Here is a 14,400-nt window from a genome sequence, read left to right on the forward strand (position 1 = left end):
CGCAATGATCGTTCCCACGCTCTGCGTGGGAACGATCATCGTAGTGTCAGTTGATCGAACCGTAACGTTTCATGGCCTCGATCGCCAGACCACTACCAATGCTGCCAAAGATATTGCCTTCCACATGCCGCGCGTTCGGCAGCATCGCCGAAACGCTGTTGCGCAGTGCCGGAATACCGCTCGAACCACCGGTGAAGAACACCGTATCGACCTGACCCACCGCCACGTTGGCGTCGGCCAGCAACTGGGTGACGCTGCCGCGCACGCGCTCGAGTTGCGAATCGATGGCCGACTCGAACAACTCCCGGGTCAGTTCCACGCTCAGGCCCGACTCGATGCGGTCCAGCGGCACATGACGGCTGTCGTTGTGGGTCAGCTGGATCTTGGTTTCTTCCACTTCCATCGCCAGCCAGTGCCCGGCGCGCTGTTCGATCAGCTTGAACAGACGATCGATGCCGCCGGTGTCCTCGATGTCGTAGCGCATGCTGCCCAGGGCCAGGGTCGATTTCTGCGAGTACACCGAGTTGATGGTGTGCCAGGTCGCCAGGTTCATGTGGTGACTGGTCGGCATGAACGCACCGCTTTTCATGCGGCTGCCGTAGCCGAACAGCGGCATCAGGCCTTGCAGGCTCAACTGTTTGTCGAAGTCGGTCCCGCCGATGTGCACACCGCCGGTGGCAAGGATGTCGTCGTGACGGTTATCCACACCGCGACGCTCGGGGGACAGGCGCACCAGCGAGAAGTCCGACGTACCACCGCCGATGTCGACGATCAGTACCAGCTCTTCCTTCTCGATGGTCGACTCATAGTCGAAGGCCGCGGCAATCGGCTCGTACTGGAACGAAACGTCCTTGAAGCCGAGCTTGCGCGCCACTTCCACCAGGGTGTCTTCGGCTTCCTGGTCGGCCAGCGGATCGTCGTCGACGAAGAACACCGGACGGCCCAGCACCACTTGCTCGAACTCACGACCGGCGGCAGTTTCCGCGCGGCTCTTGAGCTGGCCGATGAACAGACCGAGCAAGTCCTTGAACGGCATCGCGGTGCCGAGGACGCTGGTGTCGTGCTTGATCAGCTTGGAACCGAGCAGGCTCTTGAGCGAGCGCATCAGCCGGCCTTCGTAGCCTTCCAGGTACTCGTGCAGCGCCAGACGGCCGTAAACCGGGCGGCGCTCTTCGATGTTGAAAAAGACCACCGACGGCAGGGTGATCTTGTCGTCTTCCAGCGCGATCATCGTTTCCACGCCGGGGCGCAGCCAGCCGACGGTGGAGTTGGACGTGCCGAAGTCGATGCCGCAGGCACGGGCTGGAGAGGCGTCTTTCATGGTCTTTCGGTTCCGGTCAAAAAAACGGCCGCGCAGTGTATGTCAGTGCGCGACAGATTCGAAGGCCGGTCATCTGCTATTTCACGACTAAGCTTGCTTGAAACTCGCCGCTTTGCCCCAAACTTGCTGGCATGGGCCGGCAGACATACCGGCGGTCGCAAGAACCGCCGTCCACTGCCGATAAACTTCTGTTGCGCCACCCGGTCACAACCTTGAGATCGGTCAACCAGCCTTGCGCGAATCGGCGCATGCTGGCATCGGCGCGAAATCGATAACGGATGGTGATTCCTTCGATGGACTTCAAAGACTATTACAAGATACTCGGCGTGGAGCCGACGGCTGACGACAAGGCAATCAAGGCTGCCTATCGCAAGCTGGCGCGCAAATACCACCCCGATGTCAGCAAGGAAAAGGACGCCGAGGCCAAGTTCAAGGACGCCTCGGAAGCCTATGAAGCGCTGAAAAGCGCCGACAAACGCGCCGAATACGACGACCTGCGCCGTTACGGCCAGCACGGTCAGCCGTTCCAGGGCCCACCGGGCTGGCAGAGCCGTGGCGGCTTCGGCGGCGGCGGTGGCGACACCGGTGACTTCTCGGACTTCTTCAGTTCGATCTTCGGCAATCGCGGCCCCGGTTTCGGTGGCGGCGCTGGCCGGCAATCCCGCAGCGCCGGACGGCGAGGGCAAGACGTGGAACTGGAACTGCCGATCTTTCTGGAAGAGACGCTTTCGAACGAATCGAAAAAGATCAGCTTCCAGGTGCCGCAATACAACGGTTCGGGCCAGCACGTCAGCAACACCAGCAAGAGCCTGAACGTGAAGATCCCGGCGGGCGTGACCGACGGCGAGCGCATCCGCCTCAAAGGCCAGGGCGCACCGGGCATCGGTGGCGGCGCCAATGGCGATCTGTACCTGACCATCCGTTTCGCGCCGCACCCGAAATTCGACGTTGAAGGCGAAAACCTGATCATCACCTTGCCGCTGGCACCGTGGGAGCTGGCGCTGGGCGCCGAAGTGGCCGTGCCGACCCTGACCGGCAAGATCAACCTCAAGGTCCCGGCCGGCAGCCAGAACGGCCAGCGCATGCGTGCCAAGGGCCACGGTCTGCAGAACAAGGCCGGCGAACGCGGTTACCTGTTCGTCCAGCTCAAGGCCGTGATGCCGAAAGCCAACGGCGATGACGTCAAGGCGCTGTGGCAGGAACTGGCGAAGAAAGCCGCCTTCAATCCGCGCGAGAACTTCTGATACTGACGACGGAGTAGCCCATCATGAGCAGCCCCCTGATCGTTCAACTGGACATGGCAGAATTCTGTGAGGCGGCCGACCTGTCGGACGTCTACGTGATCGAAATCGTCGAACACGGCATCCTCGAACCTCAGGGCGCGCAGCCCCGGGAATGGCGCTTCACCGACTATGAACTGGCCCTGGCCAAACGCGCCGCCAAGCTGCGGCGCGACCTTGACCTGGAATGGGAAGGCGTCGCCCTGGCGCTGGACCTGCTGGAAGAAGTGCAGGAGCTGCGGGCCGAGAACCGCATGCTCCGTCAGCGTCTGGCGCGGCTGGTGGTCGAGTAGCGCTTCAAACCTGCCTGGGCAGCGTCACGCTGAACAGCGTTCCGTCGGCTTCGCTTGAACTGACCTCGATCGCCCCGCCGTGGGCGGTCACCACTTCCTTGACGATGAACAGGCCCAGACCGAGGCTGGTCGACGGCTGGCCGAGTTCTTCGTCGGCACTGCGCACCAATGGATCGAAAATCGTGCCGATGGCCTCTTCGGGGATAGGGTTGCCGTAGTTGTGCACGGTCAGCAGCACGTGCCTGGCTTCTCCCTTCAACGTCACGATCACTTCGCGCGGATCGGCGCCATGCTGCAAGGCATTGCCGATCAGGTTCTGCAGCAGTTGATCGATTCGTCCGGGATCCCAGGCACCACGGGTGTCGCCCTCGGTTTTCAGAGTCGGATCGCATTCCGGATTGCCGGCGCAGGCTTCGGCAATGGCTGCTCGCGCCGCGTCGGCCAGGTCCATCGGTGCCGGTTCGATCGGCAGGCTCTTGCCCAGGCGGCTGCGTACCAGTTCCAGCAGGTCGCTGACCATCGCCGCCATGTGCCGCGCGCCTTGCTTGATGTTCAGCGCACAGGACAGCGCATCGCCTTCCAGCGCTGTTTTGCGCATCAGCAATTCGGTGGACATGCTGACCGCTTGCAGCGGTGCGCGCAGGTCGTGACCGAGGATCGCGAGGAAAATGTCGCGCGAGCGGTTGACCTGCTCGGCGTAGGCCGCCGTCGATTCGGCGAGGGCTTCATCGATGGCTTCGTTGAAGCGGATCATGTCCTGAAAGTACGCCATGTCCGGCGATTCCAGACTGTTGACCCAGAGGCGAATCACGCAGGCCCGCAGGTGGCGGAATTCCGAAGTCATCTGTACCAGATCGAAGCCGACGGTGTGCCGCAGCTCGCCATGGCTGGCGCCGGCCTTGTCCAGGCTCGGGGTTTTCTCCGGGCCTTCGCCCTTGGCCTTGGCGATTTGTTCGCGGGCGGTCTGTGCGGTGTCCATGTCCCGCGCGGCGGCCAGCAGGATGGCCTTGGCATGATCGCGCAACGCCGCCTGATCCATGGTGTCGGCCGCCGGCGTGATCGTGCGGGCGAACTGCTCCCATTCCTCGACGATGTGATCCGCGTGTTGCCTGATGAAGTCGGATAAACGCATGACCGGGTTCCTGGAAAATCAAGGCGGGGCGTGTCGAATAGTAGTCCGTTTGGGCGGGAAAGAAAGCGCCGTTCGGGGGTGAAACTTCTACTGACAAGACGCCGTATCCCCAGACATATGTACCGCAGGCCAGAACCGGCACCATGGTCTGCTTTCGTTCCATTTCCAGGAGCGAAACCATGTCCGAAACCCCTGTCATCGAACCTTCGCCAGACAGCATTGCACCGCCCGCCGGGCCGGTGGTTTCACAGAGTCTGCACGGTGCGTTTCTCGCACATTCGAGCCCTGACTGGTTGATCGACGCACCGGCGCGACAGCGCGAAGCCTTGAAACAGGCTGATGTCGCCGTGCCTGACTGGTACCGGCGCGCGTCACGCGACCAGCGCAAGGCGGCAGGCGATGCGGTGGCCGCCAGCGTCGCTGCCCAGGCACGCCTGGACCAGGCCATGTCGGGCTTTCAGGATGTCGACAGCTTCGCCGCGCCACTGCTGGTCAAGGCTCTCAAGGACCGCTTCAACGTGACGCTGGACGTCAACATGACCTGGCTGGTGCTGAACAAACCGGTGGAGGCAGGGATCTTCGCCATCGAAATCGATCGTTTCGAAGTCCTGAGACTGCCGTTGTTGCAGGCGGCGCTGCACAACTTCGAAGCCCGAGAGTGTCATCCCGGTTTTTTTCATCGCAGTTCAGGTTTTCATGGCGAGACGGCTGTGGAGGGCACGCTTGCGCCGTTGAGCACGCAACTGACCGTCGAGCAGTTCACCGGCCTGTGCCGTTCGCTGGACATCGGGGCGAAATATCAGCAGTACCTCAAAACCTTCCTGTATCCGGGGGAGGCGCTGCGCGAAACCTTCATCGACGCGCACAGGAGCGCGCTGCGTGCGGCTGCAGAACTGGCGCTGATCAAAGGCGATATCGGACCCGAGGACTACACCTCGATGCGCGCGATCCTCAACGGCGACCTGGCCCCGCGCCAGGGTCGTCGGCAGATCTGGTTCCGTGACCTGGGGTTGATGGGCCGGCGCATGACCGGCTGCGTGATGTTCACGATCTGCGAGAAGTATCGGTACAGCGACGATGCGATTCTGTATATCCCGGGTGATCCCGAGCACCCGCTCAAACGCTACAGCGGCGGGGACATCGCCGCGATGTTCAAGCGGCGCTTCACCGCGCGGGACGCCACCCAGGCCCATCCGGCGGAACCGAATGCCTACCAGCGGTTTTTCAGCCGGTTCGTGGCCTATGCCGACCGGCCGCGCTACTTCAACCAGTTCACCGATGACACACCGAACCGCACCTTCACGCAAAGGCTGGCGCCTTACGGACCGCTGCTCAACGAGATTTACAAGGTACTCAATCCAATCACGGGGGCGCTGATCGGGATCAAGGAGTTACCGCCAACGGCGCCGGTCGAGCAAGTACCCAATGCCGATCCGTATCTGAATCCGGTCGACCTGTCTCGCCGGGGCGGCGGGCTCTGGTCGGACAACGCCGACCTGTGGCAATACCAGTTCGAGCAACACCGCGACCGGCTGATCGCAGACGCTCGCAGTCACGCCGTGCCCACGGCGGATGTCGACGCAAAAGTGCGTTCAGAGAAGCTCGCCGCGTTGTTGAACATCGGCATGCTGGTGCTGACGGGCGTCTCGATGTTCGTGCCGGTGCTGGGCGAAGTGATGATGGTGGTAATGACCGGGCAACTGTTCGAAGAAACCTTCGAAGGCGCCATCGAGTGGAGCGAAGGTGATCGCAAGGACGCCAGGGCGCATCTGCTCGATGTCGCAGAAAACCTGGCATTGATGGCCGTGATGGCGGGCGCCGCCAAGGGCCTGGTGAAACTGACGGCGGCCAGGTCGGTACCAGTCATCGAAAACCTGCACCCGGTCGAGTTGCCCGATGGGGCCTCCCGCTTGTGGAAGCCTGATTTGAGCGGCTACGAGAGCCCGCTCCTGCTGGAACCGCACGCGGTACCGAATGAGTTGGGGCAATACCGGTTGGGAGACAAAACCTGTATCCGCTTTGACGGCAAGGCCTACCAGCAGAGCTATGACGAATCACTCAAAGCCTGGCGTATTGAGCACCCAAGCGATCCGCACGCTTTCCAGCCCCCTCTGACGCACAACGGCGCCGGCGCCTGGCGGCATACCTTGGAGCGCCCGCAAGACTGGGACCGATTGACTCTGTTACGCCGTATCGGCCACAGCACCGATACCTTCGCCGACACACAGTTGCTGACGCTGGCCGACGTCGCGGGTGTCAGCGACAACGCCTTGCGCAAGATGCACCTGGACAACGCCTTGCCGCCGCCAGAACTGATGGACGCCATGGGCTTGTTCCGTGCCGAGCGCGATGCCGGGGTGATCGTCGAGCAGGTAGCGGGCGCGCAAGACATCGACGGTCGCTATCTGCAGGTGGTGCCGCTGCTGCCCGACATGCCGCGCTGGCCGTGGGGGCGACAATTGCAAGTCTACGACTCACCCGACTTTTCAGGTTCCGCTCGCCGTTTTGGCAGCCGTCGCGGGGGCAAGGCGCCGATCCGGGTGAGTCGCCAGGAGATCCTGGACGGCGCACTGCCGGCACGGATTCTGGCGTCGCTGGATGAACCCGAAGTCGTGCGCCTGCTCGGTGGCGAACCGGCACGGGTTCAAGCCTTGCGAGTCCAAGAGTTCGCCAGGCAGATAGCCGACTTCGCCGACACACACAAACCGGCCCTGTTCGAAAGCCTCATGCGCGGCAGCGACCCCGTCGCCCCCCGAGTGGCCAGGCTGCAACGCATCCAGCCCGGTCTGAGCGAGGCCGCAGCCCGTGCCGTATTGCGTCAGGCGGATGCCGTAGAACTGGCTCGCCTGGACGGGGCCGGGCAGGTTCCGTTGCATTTGCACGAACTCAGTCGCTGGTATGCCGGTGAAGGGCGCCTGACCCGGGCCATGGCCGGGTTGCACAGCGACACCATGGCCTCGGACGACAGCGCCCGACTGGCGTTGCATACATTGAGCAGGTTGCCGGGCTGGCCCGCTAACGTCCGACTGGAACTGCGCCAGGGCAGTATCAGCGGCCCGTTGGTGGAGTCCATTGGCAGCGAGACCGCGCCGCAGCGCAAGTACCTGGTGAAGAACGGTTCAGCGTGGCAAGCCTTCAATGACCGTGCGGAAACGCTCAACAGTGTGCCGGTCAAGAGTGACAACTTTTACGCCTCGCTGATGCACGCCCTGCCCGATGAAGCGCGGCGCTCGATAGGGCTGCCGCATGTGGGGCAACACGCCGAACTGCAAACCGCGATCGTGGATTTCGCACTCGCCCACCGTCGCGAATCCGCACAGATGCTTCGAGTCGCTTCCGCCCCCGGGCCCTGGTTCAAGCCACCACAACGGATCGCCTCCGGGTTGCTCGGGTACCCGGCCAGCGGCGAGGGGCCGGGCGTGGATCCGGTGCTGGTCAGTCACGTCGAGAATCTCTACGGACTGGACGGCAATCAGGCCCGTAGTTTCATTCTTGAGCAGTGGCGGCTGGGAAAGACCGACCAGCAGATCTATCACCTGCTCCAGAACCGGCTCAAGGAATGGCAAGACCTGGAAAGCACCCTTGAACAATGGCTGCTGTCGCAAGACCTGCGTCTGCATGCCAACCGTGACGACTTCATCAACGTGGTGCACAACATCAAGGAGTGCTGGCGCAGCGCGCCGTTGGCCGCACACAGCGCAGAAGCGGCGCGCGTCACGATCTTCAGTGCGGCACCGTTGCCGCCGTTGCCGGCCAGCTTCGCCCACGTACGTGAGTTGAACCTGCGCGCGCCGTTGGTCGCCGATACCCTGTCAGCGTTTCCCAACGTGGAGAAGCTGACACTGATCGCCGGTGTCGCAGAGTTCGACAGGGTGCACGCGGTATTGAAAACGCTGCGCCACATGAGCCGCCTGAAACTGTCGACACCCATTACCGGACAAGTCGCCTCCAGGCTGCGGGAGCTGACGCGACTCGAAGAGCTGGAGCTGCATTGCACCAGCAACGGCGTCAGCCCGGTGTTGCCCGTGACGCTTGACGTCAGTGGCATGCGCCAGTTGCGCAAGCTGGAAATCGCCAGCGTGCAGATGCACCAGTGGCCACGCGGTGTTCTGGATTTGCCGCGGCTTGAGCGCTTGAACCTGCGCAGGACAGCGATCAATACCTTGCCGATGGAAATCTACGAAGGCCACCAGCGCCTGTTGTCCGGTTTATCGCTGGACTGGGCGAAATTCCCGCGCCGGGTATTCAAGCCGATCTACGAATTTGTCCGCAGTCAGCCGCGACACCTGATCGATCTGGACGAGATGGTCAGCGACTACTGCCGTGGCGAGCTCAAGCGGTTCGTGGGCATGGAACCGAACCTGTTCGATGTCCTGAGCAACGGGTTCAAGGCACAGTGGCCGGATGTCGCCAGCCGGCTCGCAGCGATTGAAACCTTGAGCGACCAGTACAGCGAACTCAACAGGCTGGAGGAATGGGTCGGTCCCGAGCCGACGGTGTTCAACGGTGGCGTCATCCGTTCGGCAGTGGCCGAAGCCTTGAAGGCCAGTTGGCGTGGCGGGCTGTTCCAGCGTTATGGCGCACGTACCGAAAGCGTGTTTTTCAACCTGTATGTGAGTCTGCCCAACGATGCCTCGGTGCTGGATATTTCCGGTGCCCCGGTAGAGACCCTGCCGACGTTGTCCGCCGCAGGTTTCAGCCATGTCAAAAGTCTGCACCTGGCAGGGTTACAGGCGCCGGTCGAGCAACTGCGCGGTTTCATCGGCACTTTTTCAGGCGTCGATACCCTGGACTTGAGTCATTGTGGCGTGAATGAATTGCCACTGCAGGCAGATACCCTGCCGGCACTCGAATACCTGAACCTGCACAACAATCCTCTGACCCGTGTCGATGTCAGCGGCATGAATCGCCTGAAGGCGCTGGATCTGAGCGCGACGGCCCTGCGCGAATGGCCGGTCGGGGTCGAAGACTTGCCCGGATTGACCTGGCTGGATGTCAGCGACAGCCAGCTCACCTCGTTGCCGCAGACGCTGCTGACGCGCGACACGCTGCTGCTCGATACCAGCCTCACTGGCAACCCGTTGAGCGAGGAGAGTGAAACGGCCCTTGCCACTGCGCGCCAGCGGATCGAAGACAAATTGGGTCTGCGCTCCGGTTCGCTGCAACGCTTCGCCCTGGAGGAACCGCGCCATCGCACACCGCCCACGGAAACCGGCTCGGTAATCGCCCGGCGGCTGTTGCCATTGCCGCCGCTGCCCGCAGGCGATGGAACCAGCGGATTTGTTGTGCGATTACAACGCCTGCGCCCCGAATACGACACGCCTGGCGCAACAGCGTCGATTGAGCGGATGCGCAGCGCCGGGATGGACGAGATCCGGATCAATGCCCGGATCGAGCACTGGGAACAGACGTTCGAATCACTGACCCGGCGCCTGAATGACTGGTTGTTCACCCATGAGACCCGTGGCATGGACTGGGTCATATCGTCGCGAAGCCGGCAGATAGCTGCGCAGCGCATCCTGCAATGCTGGCGCTACGGCACGTTCGACTGGAATGGTGTGGCCGACATGGAGTTGAGTCTCGATGGTTTGCAGGTGGGCAATCTGCCCGAGTTACCGGAGGCCATGCCATCTGTGGACCGACTGAATCTGTCAGGGGTCAGACTGTCTGCCGAAGGCTCCAACGGATTTCTTGGCGCCTTCACTCAAGTGCGCCGGCTGAACCTTTCCGGCAACCACCTGCAAATCATCCCCGAACCTGTCAGGCAGATGCGTCAGCTGAGGCGTCTGGAGCTGTCGCTGACGGGGCTGGCGGACTCCGCTCCGTTGTACCCGGTGCTGACGGAACTGCCGCAATTGGAGTGGCTGGGGTTGAGCCACAACAGCCTGCGCACCTTCAGCGTTACGGGCCTCGGCCGCCTGGAACGCCTGGACCTGCGTGACAACCTGCTCACGCAATGGCCCGAGGGCGCGCTGCAATCGGAGCATTTGCAGGCGATTGACCTGAGCAACAACGAAATTCCGTCGATTCCTGACGAGCTGTATGACGACACTCATGCCGCGCTGCTCGCCGGCAGCAACCTTGCGGAAAACTACGAAATATCCCAGTCGAGTCTGCTCCGTCTGCGCGAGTACGCCGATGCGCATGGACGACACGATGTACTCGGCCTGACGTACGCCGAAATCGACCGGATGATCGATGATCTGGATAGCTCCACAGACAGTGATATCGAGCTTGCAGACAGTGAGATGGAACCGGATGAAGTGGTGCCCGCACTCGACGAAAACGTGCTCGATCAGCAGGTCACACCGTGGGTCGAAAACATGACGCCCGAGGATGCCGGGCGTTGTCGGGCCATGTGGCAGCGGTTAGCCGCGGAACCGGACAACGCAGCCTTTTTTCATCTGCTTTCGCGGATGCCGGACACCGAGGAGTTCCGGGTATTTCGCGCTGACCTGACCCGCCGGGTCTGGGAAATCGTCGAGGCAGTCGATGGCAGCCAGGAGTTGCGCGACGTGCTGTTCTCCATGGCCAGAACGCACACGACCTGCGTCGACGGACGAACCCTGGCGTTCAGTGAAATCGAGGTCAAGGTGTATGAGTACAACGCCTTGCGACACTTGCAGCCAGGTCTTGCGGCTAAAGGGCGCGTCTTGCTCGACTTGTCCCGTCAGCTGTTTCGCCTGGGGGAGGTGGAAAAACTCGCTGCACGCAACATTGGGCGTCACGCCGATCCGGCGGAAGTGCGTCTGCAATATCGAATCGGTCTGACTTCAGGTTGGGAGGACGGTCTGCAACTGCCGGGGCAGCCCAGCCATATGCGCTTTGCCCGGCCGATCAGGGGCGAGGAGTTGATGACTGCCCGCAACGCGATTGTGAAGGCCGAAAAAAGCGAGACGTTCTATGAAGAACTGATCAGCCGCGATTACTGGGTGCAGTACCTGACCGAGAAATACCCGGATGAGCTCGGCGCACTCAAGCACAGCGCAGATGAAAAGCTGCAACGACTTGAGGATGAATATGAGGACGTGACCAGCACGGCGTACCAGGAGGCGGTGCAGATGCTGGAGGTCGAACGCAGTATCGAGCGCAACCAGCAACTGATTGCTCTGTCGCGCCTGGAAACAGGCGAGCCGGTGACGGTCAGTCTCGAGGGTGAGCAACCCGGCCCTTCGCGTTATACGATGGACGCTTCAACGCGCTGAAGCACTGCCAGCCCCGGTCGTCGAAAGCCTCGACGACCGGGGCGCTGACTCAGAACAGAAAGTAACGCTGCGCCATCGGCAGGGTTTCGGCCGGTTCACACCAGAGCAACACGCCGTCGGCCTTGACCTGATAGGTCTGCGGGTCGACGTCGATGTTCGGCAGGTAATCGTTGTGGATCAGGTCGGTTTTCTGCACGTCACGGCAACCTTTGACCACGGCGATTTTCTTCTTCAGGCCTAATGCTTCGGGCAGTCCCGATTCCTGCGCCGCCTGACTGATGAAGGTCAGGCTGGTGGCGTGAAGCGAGCCACCGTAACTGGCGAACATCGGGCGGTAGTGCACCGGTTGCGGGGTCGGGATCGACGCGTTGGCGTCGCCCATCAGGCTGGCGGCGATGGCGCCGCCCTTGAGGATCAGCGTCGGTTTCACGCCGAAGAACGCCGGGCGCCACAGCACCAGATCGGCCCACTTGCCGACTTCCACCGAACCCACTTCATGGCTGATGCCGTGGGTGATCGCCGGGTTGATCGTGTACTTGGCGATGTAGCGTTTGGCGCGGAAGTTGTCGTTGCCTTCGCCGTCCTGCGCGAGCGGGCCGCGCTGCTTTTTCATCTTGTCGGCGGTCTGCCAGGTGCGTGTGATGACTTCGCCGACGCGGCCCATGGCCTGGCTGTCGGAGCTGATCATCGAGAACGCGCCGAGGTCGTGGAGGATGTCTTCGGCGGCAATGGTTTCGCGGCGGATGCGGCTTTCGGCGAACGCCACGTCTTCGGCAATGCTCGGGTCGAGGTGGTGGCAGACCATCAGCATGTCGAGGTGTTCGTCGATGGTGTTGCGGGTGAACGGCCGGGTCGGGTTGGTCGAACTCGGCAGCACGTTGGCGAAACCGCAGGCCTTGATGATGTCCGGCGCATGGCCGCCACCGGCACCTTCGGTGTGATAGGTGTGGATGGTCCGGCCCTTGAACGCGCCGAGGGTGGTTTCGACGAAACCGGACTCGTTGAGGGTGTCGGTGTGGATTGCCACTTGCACGTCGTACTGGTCGGCGACGCTCAGGCAGTTGTCGATGCTCGCCGGGGTGGTGCCCCAGTCTTCATGCAGCTTGAGGCCGATGGCGCCGGCCTTGACCTGTTCGATCAGAGGCTCCGGCAGGCTGGCGTTGCCCTTGCCGGTGAGGCCGATGTTCATCGGGAACGCATCCGCTGCCTGGAGCATCCGCGCCAGGTGCCACGGCCCAGAGGTGCAGGTGGTGGCGTTGGTGCCGGTGGCAGGTCCCGTGCCGCCGCCGATCATGGTGGTGACGCCGCTCATCAGCGCTTCTTCGATCTGCTGCGGGCAGATGAAGTGGATGTGGGTGTCGATGCCGCCGGCGGTGAGGATCATGCCTTCACCGGCGATCACTTCGCTGCTGGCGCCGATGGCGATGGTCACGCCGGGCTGCACGTCCGGGTTGCCGGCCTTGCCGATGGCGGCGATGCGTCCGTCCTTGAGGCCGACGTCGGCCTTGACGATGCCCCAGTGGTCGATGATCAGCGCGTTGGTGATGACGGTGTCGACCACTTCGGCCGCCAGTAACTGGCTCTGGCCCTGGCCGTCGCGGATCACTTTGCCGCCGCCGAATTTCACTTCTTCGCCGTAGGTGGTGAAGTCCTGTTCGACCTCGATCCACAGCTCGGTGTCGGCCAGGCGCACCTTGTCGCCGACGGTGGGGCCGAACATGTCGGCGTAGGCTTGTCTGGAAATCTTCATCTAGCGTCCTTCAGAGAAATAACGGTACACGCGGACTCAGAGGTCACCCATGACCCGTCCGGCAAACCCGAACACCCGCCGGTGCCCGGCGTAATCCACCAGTTCCACTTCGCGGCTCTGGCCCGGCTCGAAACGCACCGCCGTGCCTGCCGGAATGTTCAGGCGCATGCCACGGCTGGCCGCGCGGTCGAAGGTCAGGGCGTCGTTGGTTTCGAAGAAGTGATAGTGCGAGCCGACCTGGATCGGCCGGTCGCCGCTGTTCGCCACCTTCAGGCTGACGGTGCGACGACCGACGTTGAGTTCGATGTCGCCGGACTGGATCCGGTATTCGCCGGGAATCATCAGTTCGCTCCTTGCAGGACTTTGTAATAGAGGGCCGTCGGGCGGTAGGTGCCGTTCGGGTCGCAGGCGTAATCGGGAATTTCCCCGGCGCGGGTGTAACCCAGGGCCTTGTAGAAATCTTCGGCGGGGGAGCCGGCCTCGGTGTCGAGGTAAAGCATGCCGCGCTTGTATTGGCGGGCTGCCAGCTCAAGCGCTTCCATCAACTGCTGGCCGAGGCCGCGCCGCCGGGCGTGTTCGCGCACCAGCAGTTTTTGCACCTCGGCGCGGTTGAGGCCGTTGGCTTTCTGGCACAGGCTCAACTGGACGCTGGCCTGCACCTGTTCGTCCTTGACCACCACCCACAGCAAGACGTTGCCCTTGTTCAGGTTGTCCTGCACATCGTCGAAATAGGCGCGGGCCTGCGCGGCATCGAGATCGGCCATGAAGCCGACGCTGGCGCCATAACCCACGGCGTCGAGCAGCAGGTCGATCAGGCCCTGACGATAGTGCGCAAAACTTTCAGCATTGACGCGTCGCAGTTGGGCGGGGTTCATCGGTGTCACTCCTTGTGGGCGGGCGGCGGCTCCGCGCCAGGATTGAGGGTCAGTTGCATGAAGGTCAGGTCGAGCCAGCGGCCGAACTTGGTGCCGACTTGCGGCATCTGCCCGGTGGTGATGAAACCGGCGCGTTCGTGCAGGCGGATCGATGCGGCGTTGCCGCTCTCGATGGCGGCGACCATCACGTGCTTGTCGCAGGTCTTCGCGCGTTCGATCAGCGCGGTCATCAGCTGCGGGCCGAGGCCGTTGCCGCGCTGGTCGCTGCGCACGTAGACCGAGTGCTCGACGGTGTGGCGGAAACCGTCGAACGGCCGCCAGTCGCCGAACGAAGCGTAGCCGAGGGTGGTGTTGTCGGCGTCGACGATCACCAGGATCGGATAACCCTGGGCCTGGCGCGCACTGAACCACGCTTGACGGTTGCCGAGATCGACCGGGGATTCGTTCCAGATCGCCGTGGTGTTGAGCACGGCGTCGTTGTAGATGTCGCGGATCGCCGGCAGGTCGGCGTGCAGTGCATCGCGAATGGTGTAAGTCATGGTGC

9 protein-coding genes are annotated in these 14,400 nt (G+C 62.6%); 3 read left to right on the forward strand and 6 right to left on the reverse strand.

Annotated elements, in window-relative coordinates:
• Positions 1 to 46: 46 nt before the first annotated feature.
• A complete protein-coding gene (locus AC1RT4_RS17910) occupies positions 47 to 1,321 on the reverse strand; it encodes an Hsp70 family protein (RefSeq protein ID WP_493086660.1) in 1,275 nt (424 codons plus the stop codon).
• 293 nt (positions 1,322 to 1,614) lie between these two features.
• On the opposite strand from AC1RT4_RS17910, the gene AC1RT4_RS17915 reads away from it, so the two are divergent.
• Both AC1RT4_RS17915 and AC1RT4_RS17920 read left to right on the forward strand, forming a co-directional pair.
• Entirely contained in the window at positions 1,615 to 2,565 is a 951-nt protein-coding gene (locus AC1RT4_RS17915; RefSeq protein WP_007950610.1) for a DnaJ C-terminal domain-containing protein, read from the forward strand.
• Positions 2,566 to 2,588: 23 nt separating this feature from the next.
• A complete protein-coding gene (locus AC1RT4_RS17920) occupies positions 2,589 to 2,894 on the forward strand; it encodes a chaperone modulator CbpM (protein ID WP_007950609.1) in 306 nt (101 codons plus the stop codon).
• Between the two features lie 4 nt (positions 2,895 to 2,898).
• On the opposite strand, the gene AC1RT4_RS17925 is transcribed toward AC1RT4_RS17920, so the two are convergent.
• Positions 2,899 to 4,026, reverse strand: coding sequence for a sensor histidine kinase (locus tag AC1RT4_RS17925; protein ID WP_493086666.1), 1,128 nt, complete (start codon positions 4,024 to 4,026; stop codon positions 2,899 to 2,901).
• Positions 4,027 to 4,205: 179 nt separating this feature from the next.
• On the opposite strand from AC1RT4_RS17925, the gene AC1RT4_RS17930 reads away from it, so the two are divergent.
• Positions 4,206 to 11,231 carry an NEL-type E3 ubiquitin ligase domain-containing protein gene (locus tag AC1RT4_RS17930; protein ID WP_493086670.1) on the forward strand — a complete coding sequence of 2,342 codons (7,026 nt, stop codon included), beginning with the start codon at positions 4,206 to 4,208 and terminating at the stop codon, positions 11,229 to 11,231.
• Positions 11,232 to 11,280: 49 nt separating this feature from the next.
• Here AC1RT4_RS17930 and ureC read toward each other — a convergent pair whose 3' ends face one another.
• Genes ureC through AC1RT4_RS17950 form a run of 4 tightly spaced genes read right to left on the reverse strand, consistent with a single transcriptional unit; the run spans position 11,281 to position 14,395 of the window.
• Positions 11,281 to 12,981 (reverse strand): urease subunit alpha, encoded by a 1,701-nt coding sequence (gene ureC / locus AC1RT4_RS17935; protein ID WP_474733317.1) that lies wholly within the window; start codon positions 12,979 to 12,981, stop codon positions 11,281 to 11,283.
• A 36-nt stretch (positions 12,982 to 13,017) separates the two neighbouring features.
• Positions 13,018 to 13,323 carry an urease subunit beta gene (locus AC1RT4_RS17940; protein ID WP_493086674.1) on the reverse strand — a complete coding sequence of 102 codons (306 nt, stop codon included), beginning with the start codon at positions 13,321 to 13,323 and terminating at the stop codon, positions 13,018 to 13,020.
• Positions 13,323 to 13,856, reverse strand: a complete 534-nt coding sequence (locus AC1RT4_RS17945; RefSeq protein ID WP_493086676.1) for a GNAT family N-acetyltransferase — start codon at positions 13,854 to 13,856, stop codon at positions 13,323 to 13,325. The genes AC1RT4_RS17940 and AC1RT4_RS17945 overlap by 1 nt, the downstream gene beginning before the upstream one ends.
• A gap of 5 nt (positions 13,857 to 13,861) precedes the next feature.
• Positions 13,862 to 14,395, reverse strand: a complete 534-nt coding sequence (locus AC1RT4_RS17950; protein WP_493086678.1) for a GNAT family N-acetyltransferase — start codon at positions 14,393 to 14,395, stop codon at positions 13,862 to 13,864.
• Positions 14,396 to 14,400: the final 5 nt, after the last annotated feature.

The sequence above is a fragment of the Pseudomonas sp. GW821-FHT11D10 genome (genome assembly GCF_058808435.1).

Excerpts from the sequence above, each read along its gene's own strand:
- AC1RT4_RS17910 (WP_493086660.1), bottom strand. The coding sequence starts at position 1,321 with ATGAAAGACGCCTCTCCAGCCCGTGCCTGCGGCATCGACTTCGGCACG.
- AC1RT4_RS17915 (WP_007950610.1), top strand. The coding sequence starts at position 1,615 with ATGGACTTCAAAGACTATTACAAGATACTCGGCGTGGAGCCGACGGCT.
- AC1RT4_RS17920 (WP_007950609.1), top strand. The coding sequence starts at position 2,589 with ATGAGCAGCCCCCTGATCGTTCAACTGGACATGGCAGAATTCTGTGAG.
- AC1RT4_RS17925 (WP_493086666.1), bottom strand. The coding sequence starts at position 4,026 with ATGCGTTTATCCGACTTCATCAGGCAACACGCGGATCACATCGTCGAG.
- AC1RT4_RS17930 (WP_493086670.1), top strand. The coding sequence starts at position 4,206 with ATGTCCGAAACCCCTGTCATCGAACCTTCGCCAGACAGCATTGCACCG.
- ureC (WP_474733317.1), bottom strand. The coding sequence starts at position 12,981 with ATGAAGATTTCCAGACAAGCCTACGCCGACATGTTCGGCCCCACCGTC.
- AC1RT4_RS17940 (WP_493086674.1), bottom strand. The coding sequence starts at position 13,323 with ATGATTCCCGGCGAATACCGGATCCAGTCCGGCGACATCGAACTCAAC.
- AC1RT4_RS17945 (WP_493086676.1), bottom strand. The coding sequence starts at position 13,856 with ATGAACCCCGCCCAACTGCGACGCGTCAATGCTGAAAGTTTTGCGCAC.
- AC1RT4_RS17950 (WP_493086678.1), bottom strand. The coding sequence starts at position 14,395 with ATGACTTACACCATTCGCGATGCACTGCACGCCGACCTGCCGGCGATC.